This window comes from Pseudoalteromonas sp. Z1A2, from assembly GCF_011378755.1.
In the GTDB taxonomy this organism is placed as follows: Bacteria; Pseudomonadota; Gammaproteobacteria; order Enterobacterales; family Alteromonadaceae; genus Pseudoalteromonas; species Pseudoalteromonas distincta.
In genome coordinates this window covers 1-18,720 of the sequence record NZ_WTKX01000034.1, presented here as the reverse complement: position 1 = coordinate 18,720, position 18,720 = coordinate 1, and the positions used below count along the sequence as shown (strand labels likewise).

The following is an 18,720-nucleotide window of genomic DNA, read 5'->3' as shown; positions in this document are numbered from 1 at the left end:
TGAAAATACCCTAGACACCTATTAAGTTATTAAATAACTTAATAGGTGTCTAGAAAGTAATGTAAAGTTCAGCCTTCATCTAATAGGTTGCGTATTTAGCCCATTGGATGGCGGTTACATTTGGTTCTAAGCCTACATTTACACAAACACTTGAACTTGCAGCTTATACTGCAACACCTGTGTTTATGTCGGCGCTTGCCGCCTTTTGGCCTGTTCTTTGGTTTGTAGTGTGTATTGGAATTATTGCACTAGCTTACTCGGTCTACTTACTTTATACCGGCGTACCAATACTTATGCATATTCCAGAAGAGCGTGGCTTTATTTACGCCAGCTCGGTAGTAACGTGTGGGTTAATATTACTGGTTATTATTTTAGCTGTAACAGCGATGCTTTGGACAAATGGGATTGTTAGCCCTATGTTTACTTAATAAAGAGTCGTGTTTGATAGAAATATTCCCTTTCTTTCCTTCGCAAAAAAGGAGCTAATTAGCTCCTTTTTTTATATTTAATAGTTTTATCAATAACCATTAATCAGCTTCGTTTTCGTCTTGGTTGTGTATTTCTAAACTTGAAGACATCGCACTTTCGCGGGTGCTTTTTGCTGAATCGTTACGTAGCTCATCAATACGATTTAAATAGTTTTGATCAATGTCGCCTGTAATATATTGCCCATCAAATACTGAGGTTTCAAACTTAGTAATTTCAGGATTTTCTTGGCTAACCGCAGCTATTAAATCTTTTAACGATTGAAAGATTAAACCGTCAGAACCAATACTTGCATTAATATCTTCAACTTCACGTCCGTGAGCAATAAGCTCAGCTGCTGAAGGCATATCAATACCGTACACATTAGGGAAGCGTATTTCAGGCGCTGCGGATGCAAAGTAAACATTTTTAGCACCAGACTCTCGAGCCATTTCAACAATTTGTGCTGATGTTGTACCACGAACAATTGAGTCATCAACCAATAATACGTTTTTACCTTTAAACTCGCGATCAATTGCGTTTAGCTTTTGACGCACTGATTTTTTACGCATCTCTTGGCCAGGCATGATAAATGTACGACCGATATAACGGTTTTTAACAAAACCTTGGCGATACGGTAAATCAAGTACACGTGCAATTTCCAGTGCTACATCGCATGAAGTTTCTGGGATTGGGATAACTACATCAATGTCTTTATCAGCCCATTCGCGTGCAATTTTTTCGCCTAGTTTTGTCCCCATGTTTACGCGTGTTGCATAAACAGACATACGGTCTATTGTTGAATCAGGTCGAGCAAAATAAACAAATTCAAAAATACACGGCGAGTAAGATGCTTTATCTGCACAACTAAGTGAATGAAATTCACCTTCTTCTGTAACATATATAGCTTCACCAGGGGCAACGTCACGTACAAACTCAAAACCATCCGGTTTTAACGCAACGCTTTCTGAGGCGAACATGTACTCAGTGCCTTTTGCAGTCTCACGTTTGCCAAATACAAGTGGGCGGATACCATTAGGGTCGCGAAAAGCAACAATACCGTGACCAATAATCATAGCAATTGTTGCATAACCACCGCTTACTTTATTATTGACCTCGGTTACCGCAGTAAATATATCTTCAGGGTCTAAATGCAACTTATCAGATTTACTTAGTTCATGTGCCATGATGTTGAGTAAGATTTCTGAATCAGATGTTGTATTTACATGACGACGTGCTTCTGAGAATAACTGCTCTTTTAAAGCTTCTGCATTAGTAAGGTTACCATTATGGGCAAGCGCTATACCAAACGGTGAGTTAACATAAAAAGGCTGTGCTTCAGATGAGCTTGAAGACCCTGCTGTAGGATAGCGCACATGGCCAAGACCAATCGTACCTTGTAGTCGTTTCATATGACGAGTGTGAAAGGCATCTTTCACTAAGCCATTTGCTTTGCGTAAGCTGAACGTATTATTCTCAATGGTAATGATACCCGCGGCATCTTGACCACGGTGCTGCAAAACAGTTAAGCCATCATAAATCGCCTGATTGACAGGGGATGTTCCGACTATTCCAACGATACCACACATGTAATTTATCCTCGCCGATTAACGGTTTACTGAATTTAAAAAGCTCGAGTTGTTTTCTAGGTACGAAAAGAACCATTCAACAACAAAGCCAAATTCTGGAATCAAAATAGAATTGCCCCACCAGTGCGTATTGGGTGCACCAGTAAAAGCATCAAGAAAGAAGAGTAACGCGCTCACGACCAACACGCCTCGTAGAGCACCAAACACTATGCCAAAGACACGGTCGGTACCCGATAAACCAGTACGATGTACAAGTTCACCTAAAATGTAGTTTAGTAAACCGCCTAACAGTAGCGTCGCAAAGAATAATATGGCTATGGCCGCCGCATTTCTTAAAAGGGGTTCAGAAATGGTTGTTAGGAAGGAAGCTAAATATTGGTAAAATAAGCTAGAGATGATAAAGGCGCCAGCCCATACCGCTAATGACATTGCTTCTTTTACAAAGCCGCGTATTAAACCGATGATGGTAGACAATACAATGATGCCAATAATGGCGTAATCAACCCAGATCATAAGAACCAATTAGTCGCTAATTTGGGGCGCATTCTATACCCAAACATCGTTAGTATGCAAGTTTAAACGGGAGATTACTGGGTTGTAGTTAATACAAAAAATTAACATTCTAGTCTAGGTATTGTGAGATAAAGATAATGATAAAAAAAATATAAATAAATAAAAAAAGGCTTGTTATACAAGCCTTTTTTAAATTATTTTGTTACTTCGTACTGCGTAACTTTACCATTTAATTTAGTAAGCTCTTTGAGCTGGGGGAGCTGCTTTTGTAATTCACTTTTATCAAGCGAAGGACCAACAAATACTTTGGTTAATGTCCCATTTGGGGTTTTAATCGGTTTAGTAAATGTTTTAAACCCTTCAGCCTTTAATTTAGCCTGTAATGCTTTAACGTTTGCAACATGTGAAAAACTACCTAATTGAATAACATAGGCCATACTCGTTAGGTTTTCATCACTTTTACGTGGTGCAATTGGCTCTGGCTTAGCTTGAACAGGCGCTTTTGTAATTGGTGTAGCTTTGGGTTCTATAGTTGCTTCAACAACTTTATCTTCCACAGCGTAATCACTCTCATCCATCGCGCTTTGCTGCTCAAAAGCTTCATCGTCAGCTTGAATGTCTTCAATTTCATCTTGCTTTAGTGGCTCAGCATTAGCCATATTTTCATCAATTGACTCTTGAAGATCGATTGTTTTGAACTCAGGGCGGTCTGGGATCGCTTTAAAGCCTTCTTTATAATGCACTTTTTCGCCATCGAGTATATTAGGGATAAACACAATTGCTGCGATCACCACTATACTTGTTCCGACTAAGCGATTAATAAAACTTGAGTTCACCGACATCCTCTCTATTTTTTAAAGTAATTAATAGCGCCAGCAACTGTAAAAAATGAACCAAATATAATCAACATAGTATCACTTTGTTGTTCTGGTAAAATTACATTCAGTGCTTGTGCCACACTATCATAGCTATTAATAGTATTATGATGAGACAATTCGTGCAGTGCATTTTGTAAATTACTTGCAGTGTCGCCTCGCGGGCCACTTAAGCTCGCTAATGACCACTCATCGACCAAGTGACTTACTTCTTTAAATACACCCGCTTTATCTTTATCAGCAAGCATAGCGGCTAATGCATGAATTTTAAAGCCTTTATCTTTATAGCTTGATAACTTATTGGCTAAATAACGCGCCGACTCAGGGTTGTGTGCTACGTCGGTAAAGACTAAAGGCTCAACACTTAACTGTTGAAAGCGCCCTTCGACAACTAAATTAGCTAAACAACTTCGTATAATTGATTCACTTGGTAATAAGTTTAAAACACTGAGCGTGGTTAATGCGGTAGCTGCATTTTGACACGGTATTGCAGGCTTATCTATTTCAAGATTATGTTCTTTATATTGCCAATTAAAGCTCTCAGCATTTTCTTTAAAAATAAAGTCACTGCCCGACAGCGTCATGTTGGCATTAATTTCTTTGCCGTAATCAGTCATTGTGTGAGGAATATTTAAATCCCCTATAATAGCGGGCGTATTTTCACGAAAAATACCGGCTTTATCATAAGCCACTAACTCACGGGTATCACCTAAGTACTCTTTATGGTCTAAGTCTATAGTGGTGATCACGCTTGCAAAGGGAGTGACTATATTTGTGGCGTCAAAGCGTCCACCTAAACCAACCTCTAGTAATACATAATCGACGTTACAGCGTTTAAAAATTGCCAACGCCCCCAAAGTACCATATTCAAAATAAGTCAGAGCAGTGTCTTTACGGCCTTGCTCAAGCTGGTGAAAAGCATCTATATGAAATTGGTCTGCCAATTCTTCCCCATTAACTCGTACACGCTCGTTATAACGAATTAAATGTGGAGATGCGTAAGTACCCACACTGAAACCTTGCGCTAGCAATAGCGACTCTAAGCACCGTGCTGTGGTGCCCTTACCGTTTGTACCGGCAATAAGAATAATTTTACTTGGAGTGTTTAACAGGCCAATATTGTTAGCAACATTAGCAACTCGTTCTAAGCCCATAGCAATGTTAGCTGGGTGAACACTTTCTAAATAAAAAAGCCAATCATCAAGGCTTGATGATTGGCTAGGAATTTTTTTTGTCATAGCGTGTAATCAGTAAAGCTGAAATTTACGCTACTCTATGCTCTTGTTCCGTAGAAGGCAAGTTCATAAATTTAGCTAAAATGCGTGCAAGGGTATCGCGCATTTCACGGCGGTCAATAATCATGTCAATTGCACCGTGTTCAAGCAAAAATTCACTACGCTGAAAGCCTTCAGGTAATGTTTCGCGAACTGTTTGCTCAATAACACGAGGACCTGCAAAACCAATTAACGCTTTAGGTTCTGCAACGTTAATATCGCCCAGCATAGCAAGCGATGCAGATACACCACCCATAGTTGGGTCAGTCATGACTGAAATAAACGGAAGACCTTTTTCAGTCATTTTTGCAAGTGCAGCACTTGTTTTAGCCATTTGCATAAGCGACATAAGCGCTTCTTGCATGCGTGCACCGCCTGATGCAGAAAAACAAATAAGCGGCATGTTATGCTCTAAACATTGATCAACAGCATCAACAAAGCGAGCGCCAACAACAGAAGCCATTGAGCCACCCATAAATGAGAACTCAAATGCTACTGCTGCAACTGGAATGCCTTTTAATCGGCCTTTCATAGCTACAAGTGCATCTTTTTCACCACTTGCTTTTTGGGCTGCACTGATACGATCAGAGTATTTTTTAGAATCTTTAAACTTAAGAATGTCTTTAGGCTCATGTTGTGTGCCAAGCTCTTGACGGTCACCTTCATCTAAAAAGTGCTCCAGGCGCTTACGGCCACTAACACGCATGTGGTGGTCACACTTAGGACATACGTTTAATGACTTTTCTAATTCAGCTTTATATAAAATTGAATCACACGATGTGCACTTAGCCCAAACACCTTCTGGGATTTCTTTACGACCTGATGATTTTGTCGTTTTAGGTAAGATTTTTTCTAGCCAACTCATTTGCAACTCTCTTAATGCTGTTCTGTGTCGCGAGCCTGCCAATAGCAATTAGCAGACAAATTTTTTCAATTAAAACATGAATTACACTAACGCGGTATAAAAAACTGGTCTTAGTAGTTAAAAGTGTTCATAAAAAACACTAACGGCAACCATAACTAAATTTCAGCGTCAGGTAAAAACAATGGACCTAAAGGCATTTTAGGAATATTAAACTCTTCAGGATAATCGACATCAACCAAGTATAAACCTGCAGCTTTAGCTGTAGCACTTGCTTTAGCACGCTCTTTACAATCAAGTAATTCTTTCAACCAAATGGGCTGTTGCTTATGTATGCCAATATCCATCAAGCTCCCCGTTATATTACGTACCATGTGATGCAAGAACGCATTCGCCTTAATATCAATAATAACGTAACACCCTTGGCGCTGTACCGATAAATGATGAATAGTGCGAGTCGGTGTATTTGCTTGACAATGGATCGCTCGAAAAGATGTAAAATCGTGTGTCCCGATCAAATACTGACAGGCTTCCTGCATTTTAACTTCATCTAATGGGTGATGAAAATGCGTAACCCCTTCGTTTAACACTGCTCCTCGAAAAGGAGAGTTATAAATAATATAGCGGTATCGGCGAGCGGTTGCACTAAAACGAGCATGAAAATCGACAGCAACTGGTTGTGCAAAGCGAATAGCAATATCTTTAGGCAATAAGGTATTCATACCCATTGTAAATGCGACCATGTCACGCGAAGCTTCAGTTTCAAAATGTATTATTTGACCTGTACCGTGCACACCCGCATCAGTTCGCCCCGCACATACTACTTCAACTGGGTGATTACAAATACGCGACAATGCCTTTTCTACTTCTTGTTGTACGCTATTTACATGTGATTGACGTTGCCACCCACTATAGCGTACGCCGTTGTATTCAACTCCAAGTGCTACTCGCATAATTACTGCTTTACCTACTGTGCTAATGAACACGGCATTTTATGCTATCTCTCGACGCAATAAAAGGAGGTGTGCGGTAATACCCTTTTTATTAAAAACATGATCATTTCAATGAATCAAATAACTTAATAATTACGATGTAAATTATTCTTTTATAACAATTACATACTATAAAATTCACTTCGTTAATGCGTTGCTTTCCCTTGTTATAATTAAACTAACATCCATAAAAAAACCCTTAATTAGAATAACCAATTAAGGGTTTTTTTAACAATTTGTTATTTTAGTTTCGCTTTTAAACTAAGTGCCTCTTCTTGAACTTCTTCTGGGCCTTTGTTGATGACATCCTCAATGACCTTGAGCGCAGAATCAAAATCATCAATTTCAATATAAGCACGCGCTAAATCTAGTTTAGCTGAATAACCACCACTTTCAGCATCAACATCGGTTGGGTTATCACCAGCAAGTAATGCATCAAACTCACTCAAACCGACATCCATATTAACGTCGGTGTAAGGTTCGTGTTCAAGTTCAGCCTCTTCACTTTCTTCTAATAATGAATCTATATCTACAAATTCATCATTATCAAGTTGCTCAATATCACTACTTTCAACAAGTGGCTCTTTTGTAGTTAATGAGTCATCTTCCTCTAAGTCTTCTTTTAGCAAGCTGTCAAAGTCGACATCAAATTCACTGCTATCCTCAGCACTTAATTCTTCAGGCTCCGCTAACTCACTAAGTAATGAATCAAAATCAGTTTGCGTCAAATTTGACATAAACTCTTCATCAAGTTCATCGTCAGAGCTAATATTAGTGCTACCTGCTTCATCTGAGTTTGTTAACTGTGCTTCGCGCTCTGCATTTGTTTGCTCTTGCTGCTCGTCTGATAACTCATCAGTTAGCGCTTGCTCTAAAATATCTTCGTCAAACTCAACATCTAAGTCAGAAAAATCGTCTTCAATTAAAATTTCATCATCAAAATCGTCTTCTAAACTATCTAAATCATTATTTTCAGAAAGCGCATTTGATAAGTCCTGCTCAGCTTGGCTGGAAGCGACTCCCTGCGCCTCACCGTCTAAATCATCACCTTGTAATTCTTCGGGGGTAAATGGCAACTCACTTTCTAGTGTTTCTTGAACTTCATTAAGGTTAAGAGGTTTGGTATCCTCTTCTATACTAACTGGTTCAACAGAATCAATTCCGTCATTAATTTCTTGCAGTAAATCATCATCAAACGACTCGTCTTCAACCTTAGCTTCTGATTCAGAGAAGTCATTATCAATTAATAGTTCATCATCAAAATCATCTTCTAAGCTATCTAAGTTAGCATTTTCAGAAAGCGCATTTGCGAGATCTTTCTCTGTTTGACTAAGTGCTACTGCATTTTCTTCACTCGGTGCATTTTCTTTAGGTTCTTGCGGCTCAAACGAAGGTTCATTCTCCAATAATGAATGATCATCGTCTAATTCAAGTTCAGGATATTCATCTAACTCTTCACTTGGCGTTATAAGATCGCTATCAAGCTGCTCTTCAATTTTTGTAAGATCTGAGTCATCGTCGCCCGCTAACGGATCGTCACCAAGATCTACTTCTATTTCTTCAAGATCGTCTTCAAGCTCATCTAAAGACCAATCTGGTGTTTCTATATAGTCATCATCCGTCGCTTGTTGTAGCTCATTTAAAAGCTCATCAACGCTCTTTAAAGTATCATCTGTATATTCTTCAAGCGCATCTTCAGGATCAAGAAGCGACTCTGATGTATCTGAAAAATCATCAACCGTTACATCTATAAGTTCAGGTTCTTCTTTAAGCTCAGGTTCTTCTGCAAGTTCAGGCTCATCGTCAAGCTCGGGCTCTTCTTCAAGCTCAGGTTCTTCTATAAGCTCAGGCTCTTCTTCAAGCTCAGGCTCTTCTTCAAGCTCAGGCTCTTCTTCAAGCTCAGGCTCATCGTCAAGCTCGGGCTCTTCTTCAAGCTCAGGCTCTTCTGCGAGTTCAGGCTCTTCTGCGAGTTCAGGCTCATCGTAAAGCGCAGGCTCTCCTTCAAGCTCAGGCTCTTCTTCAAGCTCAGGCTCTTCTTCAAGCTCAGGCTCTTCTGCGAGTTCAGGCTCATCGTCAAGTTCAGGCTCTTCTTCAAGTTCAGGCTCTTCTTCAAGTTCAGGCTCTTCTTCAAGTTCAGGCTCTTCTTCAAGTTCAGGCTCATCGTCAAGCTCGGGCTCTTCATTTAATGATGAAGCAAGCGACTCAATATCATCAACATTTAATTCTTCTTGAGCATCTGCTAAATCCTCAACTGAGTCTGCCAATGCATTATCAATTTCTGAATCTCTTACATCTGAATTTTTTACTTCATCATCAATTAGGTTATCTATGTCGTCTAAATCAAAGTCATCGCTTTGTTCAACTAATGAATCATTTGCAGTATCAACCGCAGTCTCATCAATTAAGCTATCTATGTCGTCTAAATCAAAGTCGTCACTTTCCTCAACTAATGAATCATTTGCAGTATCAACTGCTGCCTCATCAATTAAGCTATCTATGTCGTCTAAATCAAAGTCGTCACTTTCCTCAACTAATGAATCATTTGCAGTATCAACTGCTGCTTCATCAATTAAGCTATCTATGTCGTCTAAATCAAAGTCGTCACTTTCCTCAACTAATGAGTCATCTGCAGTATCAACTGCTGCTTCATCAATTAAGCTATCTATGTCGTCTAAATCAAAGTCTTCGCTTTCCTCAACTAATGAGTCATCTGCAGTATCGACTGCAGCCTCATCAATTAAGCTATCTATGTCGTCTAAATCAAAGTCGTCGCTTTCTTCTAGAAGTTCATCTTCGTCGAGTAACTCTGCATCAAGTGAGTCATCTACCACATCACTTTTTGGGTCATTCGCCTCATCAATTAAGCTATCTATATCGTCTAAATCAAAATCGTCGCTTGTATCAAGTTCAGCTGAAGTGTTATTTGAGGTATCTAATTCTGTTGATGTTTGATCTAATAATTCATCTATATCAAAATTATCTTCATCTGCAAGCTCTTCACTTAAAGCCGCCATTTCATCATGAGATTCTAAGCTGTCATCCTCTAAAGCTTCGCTTGTTTGCGGTGGATCAAATTCAGGTAGACTATCGTCTTCATCAAACAAGCTATCTAAATCGTCATTAGTTAGGATTTCATCATTGTTAATTGAGTCATCAGATAAGTCTAAATCTATATCTTCAGCGTTTTCATCTGAAGGTTGATCAAACCCTTGCTGCATAAAAATATCGAGCTCATCATCGTCATCGGTATTTTCATCATCAAAAACAATGTCATCGCTTAGCAAGCTTTCGAGCTCATCCTGATCAAGTAAATTTTCGTCGCCAGAAAAATCATCTAAGCCGTCGTCTAAATCATCATTAGGCAACATATCACTTTCGAGACTATCATCTAATTGAACACTCAAGTCATCTAAAGGGTCAGGTACAATTGGATCGTCATTTAAGCTTGGGCCTAAATCATCATCGCCAGTATAAGTTGGGGTTTGTGGTAAAAAGTCATCATCGTTTTGCGGCTCTTCTTGATTACTTGCTCGTTTGCGTAAAAACATAACGATTGCAAAAATAATCAGTAACCCAGGAATAAACATTAACAAGCCCAGTACTATGGGGTTTGAAAATAATGAGCCAAAATCAAATGACTCTTTTGGTATTACTTCTTGTTTTTTTTGTTGGGCAATAATCTCGTTTTGTTTAACGATGAGTTCTTTTAACTGATTTTGAATTTCGCTGTCTTGTCCTAATTGCAAACGTAAGTTTTCGAGCTCTTTAGATATTCCTGATAACTGTTTTTTAAGATTATTATTTTCAACTAAAATCTCTTCTACATTACTAACTGAGCTTTTAAACTGTTGTTGTAACTCAACAAGCTTAGTACCTTGCTCTGTTTTTATTTCATTTAATTCTTTCTGTATCTCTTTTTTAGCATCGTCTACATCAATTTTACGCGCTTGAGTTACTTTTGTTTGCGCTGAGTTAATTTCGCTTTGTGTAAGCGTGCCATTTTTTTTCTTTTCCCATAATGCATCATCTTGCTCAGAGCGTTGCTTTGCGAGCTGCGTATTTACAGCTTTTATTTCGGCTAAGGTAGGGATTTTTAAATAGGCACCATTTTGAATGTGGTTAAGATTTTGTTCTAAAAATGAATCGGGATTTTTGTTATACAAAGCCTGCATAACTTGATAAATACTGACAGAATTGTCTGGGCGCACTTTAGCTGCTATACGCCAAAGCGTATCAGTTGGTTTAATTGGCCCAATTGATCGCCCTTGCGCACCATAGTCAACGCCTTTAGGCCCCTTTAATTGGGTACTGTCCTGAGAGTAAACTGGCGTTACTATCAATGCAGACGCTAATATAATAAGTGTAGCTAAACCGCGCATGCTGATCCTTTAATATTTAAATATTAATAAAACACCTAAAACTTAAGTGCATAAATATTGTTTATTATTGCTATTATCAGCCAAATGACTGACTCGCATTTATTATTACAATCTATTTTTATTGCAAGCTCTATTCCAATTACAAACTATAAACCAGTTAGAGCGTAATATCCATCGCAACACCTTGAAAATAAATGCCTTAAAACATCTTTATAAATATTAATTTATTGAGTGTTATCAATCAGTTTTTGTATTTTTAAAATTAAACGGCAAAAATTTGACAAGCCATATAAACAAAAAGCGGCAAACAACTACTGTTTACCGCTTCAAAAGCATGTTTAGCGCGATTAACTATTACATGTAATTGGCAATAAGCTCTTCTGCAATTTGAATGCTATTAGTTGCAGCACCTTTACGAGTGTTGTCACTTACAACCCACATGTTTAATCCATGAGGATGAGAAATATCAGCACGTAATCGACCTATATACACAGTATCGTTACCACTAGCGTCAGACACTGCTGTTGGGTAGTCACCTTCATCATCAATTAGCTCGACACCAGGCGCGTCTTTTAAAAGTTGTTTAACGTGTTCAAAGTCATAAGGCATGCGCGTTTCAATATTAATTGATTCTGAGTGCCCAAAAAATACGGGAACACGTACACACGTTGGGTTCACTGCAATAGTGGTATCACCCAAAATTTTATGAGTTTCGTTTACCATTTTCATTTCTTCGCGCGTATAGCCATTATCTTCAAAGCTATCAATTTGAGGAATAACGTTAAATGCAATTTGCTTTGGAAATACTTTATTATCCATAGGGCGTGCATTCATCAAATTAGCTGTTTGCTTTGCAAGTTCATCAACCGCGTCTTTACCTGCACCCGATACAGCTTGGTAAGTAGATACATTAATACGGTCTATTCCGTAAGCATCATAAATTGGTTTAAGTGCTAACATCATCTGAATAGTTGAACAGTTAGGGTTAGCAATAATATTACGATTTCTAAAATCAGCTAGGCTTGAAGCATTAACTTCTGGCACCACGAGTGGTATTTCAAAATCATTTCTAAAGTGCGATGTATTATCGATTACAATACAGCCGGCTTCAGCAGCAATAGGAGCATATTTTTCAGATACACTGCCACCAGCAGAAAACAAACCTATATGCGCTTGGCTAAAGTCAAAGCCTTCAACGTCAAGTACTTCAATGGTCTCACCACGAAACTTTATATCTTCACCTGCGCTGCGGCTGCTAGCAAGTAAAAAAAGCTGATCAACAGGAAACTTACGATCTGCTAGCGTTTCAATGATTTGACGGCCTACTAAACCAGTAGCGCCAAGTACGGCAACGTTATATTTTTGCGACATATTTCTTCCTCTATAAACGACATTAAAACAACATCGTTAGTTAAATAATTATTCAGCTATGCTAAAGCCAAGCTGGCTAAGTGCTGCTAATTGTGGGCTATCACCTTGTAGAAATAAGGTGCTAAATTCTCGCCTTATAGGATAGTTTTTACGTAAACTATCGAAGCCGTCGCTCTCTAGACGACGAAGTAATATTCCGTCATCGCGGCGAACGTCATAAATTAAATGCACTAAACGGGCAATATCTTGCTCATTAATTCTTTGCGTAACAGTTGCATTTGTAACGGCTGGTGTTGGTAAAAAATCATCCAACGATTTAATCGCCTCAACACCTTTGAGCTGACACAGTTTTTGATACAACATTTGTGTACCACGAGCTTTCCCCTCAAGTGTATGCCCTGCAATGTGCACACTAGCGTAACGAACATGCTCTAGTAATTCAGTTAAAATATTGGGTTCTTTCTCCCATACATCAAGTACTAAATCTAAATCAGCCCCAGCTTCCATTACCTCAAGTAATGCTTGGTTATCAATTACATCGCCACGGCTTGCATTAATTAGCGTGGTTCCTGGCTTAAGTGCCTTTAAACGCTCTTTACCCATCATGTGCAGTGTTTTATGCTCGCCACTTTTAACAAGGGGAACGTGAAAAGTAACAACATCTGACTGCGCTAATAACTCATCAAGCGCTACATGCTCTTGTAATAAGCCTTGTTCGTGCTTAATCGGATCGCACAGCAGTACAACTACGTTTAATGCTTTTAATTTTTGCGCCAAACATGTACCAATGTTGCCCATCCCTACAATACCAATTGTTTGACCACACAATGGACGCGCATTTTCTTGGCTTAATGCAAATAAGCTACTAATTACATATTCAGCTACAGCAACAGCATTACAACCAGGTGCACTTGTAAAAGCAATATTTCTATCATGCAGTAATTGCGTATCAATATGGTCAATGCCGATTGTGGCAGTACCTAAAAAGCTCAACTTGTTAGCTTGTACCAAAAGTTCATGATTAACATTTGTCACCGAACGAGTAAGAAGAACATCTACATCTATTAATTGTTCAGGCGTTAATTTACGACCATCAAAACGCTCAACCTCACCAAAGTCTGCAAAGTACTGCTCAACTAAAGGCATATTTTGATCGGCAAGAATTTTCATTACAGAGTCCGTTTGGCAATTAAGAGGCGCCATTGTAGCGAACAACCTAGCCTTTACACAAACTAAAAAGGCGCATTTTAGTTAATACAAAGACTCAAAAATGGGGATGTGGATTGTTTTAAATCAGCAATTAAAATTAGGAATTTAAACGATGCGAATAATAACTTTACTATTGAATACACAAAGGCCGAATCACAGCATGATTCGGCCTTTATTATGCAAAATAAACTTCAATTACATTATATTTTATTTACTTGATTTTAGTTTATAGCTCAAAATCTTTTTTGAATTTCAAACCAAATTCACTTCGATCATTACTACGCATTACGCCAACAAAACCTGATTGTTGTAGACGACCAACATCGTAAACTTCGTTTAGAACGTTTTCACCATACAGTGTAATTTCCATATCGCCATATGGATTAGTGTAGGAAATATTAAAACCAACTAGTTCACGAGAGTCAATGGTCTCACTTTGGTTATAAACTGATTGCCCTTGCATTTCGCTTCGGTACGAATAGTTAGCATTAAATGCAAGTGTTGCGCCGCTCTCTAAATCCATAAAGTAAGAAGGTGCAACCATAACAGTCCAGCGTGGTGTAAGTGCAGGTGAATCGCCTTTACCTATACCTTGTACACCCTCAGCCACTTCTGTTATTTCAGAATCTAAATAACCAACTGCACTGCGAATAGTAAAGTCATCAGTAATAGCGACGGTTGTTTCAAGCTCAATACCTTGTGCTTTAGACTGACCCGCATTTTCTACAATTGTTACGAAACCGCCACCTGCTGTTGGGTCTGAAAACGGCAATGCTAAATCAGTGTAATCAGTCACAAATACCGCAAGCATCATAGATACATTTTCGTGTACTTGGCCTTTTAGACCCATTTCGTAGTTAACCGCTTTCGTTTCGTCAAATGATACAAACTGGTCTGGTCCACCAAATGGGCGCGGTGGAAAACCACCTGTTTGGTAGCCTTTTTGAATCTGGCCATACACATTCATATTATTGCTAAGCTGATAAGATGCATTTACATCCCACGTAACTGCATCAAAATCTGCACTTACATACTTACGAGTAGGAAATGATGGGAATATAGCATTTGCATCTTTTTCATCTTTTGAATAACGAAGACCACCACCTACCGTTAAATCGTCAGTTAAATCGTAGCTTGCATTAAAGTAGGCTGCGTAAGAATTAGTTTCTTGGTTAATTTCAAAATCGCCGTAACCACCAAATGATTCTGTTACTCCGTCATTCAATATGCCATTGGGTGTATTAAATGGGCTGAATACAAATGGGCCTGAACGTGTAAAGCCATCTTCATTAAAAAAGTAAAGGCCTGACACAAAGTCCATATTATCAAATGTTGCATTTAGTTGAATTTCAAACGAGTACTGATCAGCTCCGCCCTCTTCTGGAAACTCAGATAAGTTTAAAGGTGATGCATCGTCATCTAGGCCACCTTCATACTCCGATGTACGGTAGCTTGAGATAAATTTAGTAGTATAAGTATCGTTAATTGCCCAATCAGCCGAGAACGATGTGCCCCAACCTGAGTAAGAAGTTGATTCAATACCTGCAACGGTTGTACCTAAATCATCAGGGTCTGATGGAATTAAATCTTGAGTCAATAATGGGAAGTCGCCATTAAACACATCGTTTGCATCTAGCGGGTCAGTTAATTCAATTGTGTAAGGCGATTGACCTGACTCGTTATCAACTCCATCTAAAGCAAAAGTGAATGCTAAATCGCTGTTCGCTTGCCATTTAAGGGCTACACGACCACTGAATTCCTCTTCCTCACCAATTTCTTTCTCTGGATTTGCTAAATTAACAGCTTCACCAACACCATCACGTGTTTTGTAAGATGCACTCGCAGACATGCTTAGTTCATCGTTTAGTGAGTTATTAAAATAAACATCACCAGCAATACGTCCACGACTTCCCAGCTTAGCTGAAGTAGTTACAATACCTTCATCCCCAGGTTGCTTTGTAATTACATTTACAGCGCCACCTAATGTATTACGACCATATAAAGTACCTTGTGGACCACGAAGCACTTCAACACGCTCAACATTAGGTAATGATAAATTAGAACCCATTTGACGACCTAAATAAACGCCATCTAAGTATACGCCTACACCTGGATCAGTAGTTATTATGTGATCTTGCAGACCAATACCACGAATGAACACAGACGCATGTGCTGCATTACCAACACCGTAACGGGTGATGTTTAAGTTTGGAACATATTTACCAATATCTTCAAGATTACTCATATTGGCTTTATCAATTAGGTTCGCCCCAATTGATGTGATAGCGGTTGGAGATTCAAATAAGCTCTCTGTACGTTTACGAGCTGTGACTTCGATTTTTTCAAACGCGTCTTGTTTTGCTGTTGTTTTAGCTTCTTCAGCATTTACTGAGGTAGATAGTGCAGCGACAATTGCTAGGCTTAACTGTGAGAGTGTGCGTAGTTTCAAAATATTCTCCAAAGGATACCGTGTGATTTTTGTTATGCTTTTATATTAATAATATAAACTTTAGGCATAAAAAAAGACGCTAAATAGCATCTTTCCTCTGGACAGGTATTATATGACATTATTGTGAATAAATGTATAAAATTATTTAAATAAATTCATAGAAAATGACAGTAATTTAAGCATTGTTAGCTTTAGATGAATTATCATAAATAACCCCCTCTAATATTTACCTCACTAATGAATTGTTTTAAAACAAAAAATCTCATAAATATTACTTTAAAGAGCGCATAAAACATACTCATACATGTACTTTAGTGTATAAAAAAAGAGCTAAAACACATTCAGGTATCATTGAAATTAACTAAAAATAAGAATATAGTACTAAAATGTAGTCTATGGATAGAATATTATGAATATTGAAAATACAGCCAATAAAAGCCCCACATGCTTCACCAGCCCAAATTACACGTCACTTTTTTGTGTTGCAGCTGACTTCAACGTCCTACTTGTCAATTATCAAGCTTTAAATGTTATTACAAACCATGAACTTATAAATCAGTTTATGCTAAGAAACGGTCACCAAGGACTCGTTATTTTTGACGTGCCCAAAGACGGTGATGTTTTGGCATTAAAAGAGTGGCCTAATTTGAAAGGTTTGTTTTATGAAGGCACTGACGAAGTACTACTGCAGCAAGGATTAGAAGCAATAGAACAAGGAAAACTTTGGTTTCCACGTGCGGTAACTGATGGTTGGATGAGACAAATGCTAGCGAGTGAACAACAAACTGCGCTGCAATCAAATAACTTAACCTGCAAAGAAATGAAAGTATTAAACTTGTTATTTTCTGGCTTACATTCAAGCGCAATTGCAGACACTTTATTTATCAGTGAAGCTACAGTTCGTGTACATTTACACAAGGTGTATCAAAAAATCGCTGTAAAAAACAAGCAACAAGCATTGCTTTGGTGTCAAAAAAACTTAAATAAGATCAATAGTTAAAACCGATTAAGCAAACTTGATAATAGCTATTGTAATTACCAGCAACATTCGTTCTAACTCCTTAACAAAAGAACGTAAAAAGAAAATTTAGTTATAATATTCCCGCCATTTTAAAAAGCCTTATTAACTAGATTTAAAGTTTATTCTAATAAAATCATACTATTCTGCTTTTAATACATACATAAAATATATATGTTACAAAATTAAAAAGCCGTTACTAAATTTATTTTTATTAACTTCCTAAATTTATTAGATAAAAAACACTATCACTTCTATAATCCTATTGAAATCAACATCTAAATAACAAATAGGAAATACATATGAAAAAGCTATCTGTAGCAGTAGCTGTATGTGCTGTACTTGCATCTAGCTATGCAAGCGCTGAAGTACGTATTAATGGTTTTGCATCTATCGTAGGTGGTAAAAGCCTAGACAGTGATCAAACCTTATACGGATATGACGACGATATCTCATTTAAAAATGAGAGTAAGTTCGCTTTACAACTATCTGCTGATCTTCAAGAGAAACTGACGGCTACGGCTCAAATTATTGCGCGTGGAGAGGACGACTTTGACGCCACGTTCGAATGGGCATATGTTACTTATGAATACAGCGATGAACTGCAATTTAGCGCTGGTAAAATGCGTGTCCCTTTCTATAAATACTCAGATTTTTTGGATGTTGGCTATGCTTATCGCTGGGTACGCCCACCTCGCTCAGTGTACGGTATCCCATTTTCGACTTATGAAGGCTTGAGTGTTGTTTACAACAATCAATTAGGAGATTGGGACTCTACTTTACAAGGGTTTTACGGCGCTTTTGATGGCGATATAGATGTATTTGGAGATAGCTTACCTGCTGAGTTAAATAATTTAGGCGGTATAAACTGGAGCCTATCATACGACTGGTTCAGTGCACGAGCTGCATATATTGTGGCCGACACTAGCATTTCTATTGATAGCAGTGACTCAAGTAACTTAAGTGCCTTAAATGGAATTATTGATGTACTCAATACTAACGGTTTAACCAGTACAGTAAATGATCTGATTACTGACGAAGATGAAACAACTTTTGTTGGTATTGGCTTCTCTATTGACTATGATAACTTCTTATTTGATGCTGAATATACACAGTTTGAAGTAGAGGGAAGTATTTTGGCTGAACAATCACAATACTATGCCTCTGCGGGTTATCGTATAGATGATGTTATTGTTCACTTCACCTATGAAAAAAATGATGATAAGCATGATTCGTCACGTTTTAATACTCTTGAATCAATTCCTTTATTAAATACTACTGTGAACTTTGCCCTCGAGAGCATGCGTGCAGAGAGTAACGTATACACAATTGGCGCACGTTATGACTTCCACCCTTCAGCTGCATTTAAAATTGACTTCAGTCGATTTGATGATGACATCACTGACACTGAAACGGATATAGTCGCCGTTGGTGTTGATTTAGTATTTTAATTGGAGCGGAATATGAAAAAATTAATCCTAGCTAGTGCGCTTTCATTATGTTCTTTCGGTGCTTTGGCTGAAGTTGCAGTAATTGTAAATCCTAGTAATGCAAATGCACTTGATGCAGAGACTATTAAGAAAATTTACTTAGGAAAGGCCAAGTCGTTTGATAACGGCAATAAAGTCAACCCAGCGTAAGCGTCTAGCGAACCACACCTAGCATCGATGTTCTGATTATCTAAAAATACCTGCTCAATGATAAATTCGGAGCAGGTGATGAAA

General features: G+C 38.2%; 12 protein-coding genes and 2 pseudogenes. 4 read left to right on the top strand and 10 right to left on the bottom strand.

Annotation, left to right across the window (positions count from 1 at the left end; all coding sequences use genetic code 11):
• Positions 1–86: 86 nt before the first annotated feature.
• Positions 87–428: pseudogene (locus tag GQR47_RS18100) on the top strand (Yip1 family protein); the annotation flags it as partial.
• 99 nt (positions 429–527) lie between these two features.
• On the opposite strand, the gene purF reads toward GQR47_RS18100, so the two are convergent.
• From purF to GQR47_RS18050, 10 genes are all read right to left on the bottom strand, one after another.
• On the bottom strand, positions 528–2,054 hold the full coding sequence (purF, locus tag GQR47_RS18095) for an amidophosphoribosyltransferase (RefSeq protein ID WP_024596369.1): 1,527 nt from the start codon (positions 2,052–2,054) through the stop codon (positions 528–530).
• A gap of 18 nt (positions 2,055–2,072) precedes the next feature.
• Complete coding sequence (locus tag GQR47_RS18090; RefSeq protein WP_002958356.1) at positions 2,073–2,567, bottom strand: CvpA family protein; 495 nt, start codon at positions 2,565–2,567, stop codon at positions 2,073–2,075.
• Between the two features lie 194 nt (positions 2,568–2,761).
• Positions 2,762–3,403, bottom strand: a complete 642-nt coding sequence (locus GQR47_RS18085) for an SPOR domain-containing protein (RefSeq protein ID WP_002958357.1) — start codon at positions 3,401–3,403, stop codon at positions 2,762–2,764.
• An 11-nt stretch (positions 3,404–3,414) separates the two neighbouring features.
• The gene (gene folC / locus GQR47_RS18080) at positions 3,415–4,680 is read right to left on the bottom strand and encodes a bifunctional tetrahydrofolate synthase/dihydrofolate synthase (protein WP_002958358.1); all 1,266 of its coding nucleotides are present in this window, start codon (positions 4,678–4,680) and stop codon (positions 3,415–3,417) included.
• Between the two features lie 25 nt (positions 4,681–4,705).
• On the bottom strand, positions 4,706–5,581 hold the full coding sequence (accD, locus tag GQR47_RS18075; protein ID WP_007376856.1) for an acetyl-CoA carboxylase, carboxyltransferase subunit beta: 876 nt from the start codon (positions 5,579–5,581) through the stop codon (positions 4,706–4,708).
• Positions 5,582–5,736: 155 nt separating this feature from the next.
• The gene (gene truA / locus GQR47_RS18070) at positions 5,737–6,531 is read right to left on the bottom strand and encodes a tRNA pseudouridine(38-40) synthase TruA (RefSeq protein ID WP_165724236.1); all 795 of its coding nucleotides are present in this window, start codon (positions 6,529–6,531) and stop codon (positions 5,737–5,739) included.
• A 278-nt stretch (positions 6,532–6,809) separates the two neighbouring features.
• Entirely contained in the window at positions 6,810–10,949 is a 4,140-nt protein-coding gene (locus GQR47_RS18065) for a FimV/HubP family polar landmark protein (RefSeq protein ID WP_165724235.1), read from the bottom strand.
• A gap of 354 nt (positions 10,950–11,303) precedes the next feature.
• On the bottom strand, positions 11,304–12,320 hold the full coding sequence (locus GQR47_RS18060; RefSeq protein ID WP_024594855.1) for an aspartate-semialdehyde dehydrogenase: 1,017 nt from the start codon (positions 12,318–12,320) through the stop codon (positions 11,304–11,306).
• 48 nt (positions 12,321–12,368) lie between these two features.
• Entirely contained in the window at positions 12,369–13,490 is a 1,122-nt protein-coding gene (locus GQR47_RS18055; RefSeq protein WP_165724234.1) for a 4-phosphoerythronate dehydrogenase, read from the bottom strand.
• A 265-nt stretch (positions 13,491–13,755) separates the two neighbouring features.
• Positions 13,756–15,978, bottom strand: a complete 2,223-nt coding sequence (locus GQR47_RS18050) for a TonB-dependent receptor (RefSeq protein WP_165724233.1) — start codon at positions 15,976–15,978, stop codon at positions 13,756–13,758.
• Positions 15,979–16,387: 409 nt separating this feature from the next.
• Here GQR47_RS18050 and GQR47_RS18045 point away from each other — a divergent pair, with 409 nt between their 5' ends.
• The 3 genes and pseudogenes from GQR47_RS18045 to GQR47_RS18035 form a co-directional block, all read left to right on the top strand.
• Positions 16,388–16,978, top strand: coding sequence for a LuxR C-terminal-related transcriptional regulator (locus tag GQR47_RS18045; RefSeq protein WP_165724232.1), 591 nt, complete (start codon positions 16,388–16,390; stop codon positions 16,976–16,978).
• Positions 16,979–17,298: 320 nt separating this feature from the next.
• Positions 17,299–18,447 carry a porin gene (locus GQR47_RS18040; RefSeq protein ID WP_039484471.1) on the top strand — a complete coding sequence of 383 codons (1,149 nt, stop codon included), beginning with the start codon at positions 17,299–17,301 and terminating at the stop codon, positions 18,445–18,447.
• 12 nt (positions 18,448–18,459) lie between these two features.
• Positions 18,460–18,630 (top strand): annotated as a pseudogene (locus GQR47_RS18035) (phosphate ABC transporter substrate-binding protein); the annotation flags it as partial.
• Positions 18,631–18,720: the final 90 nt, after the last annotated feature.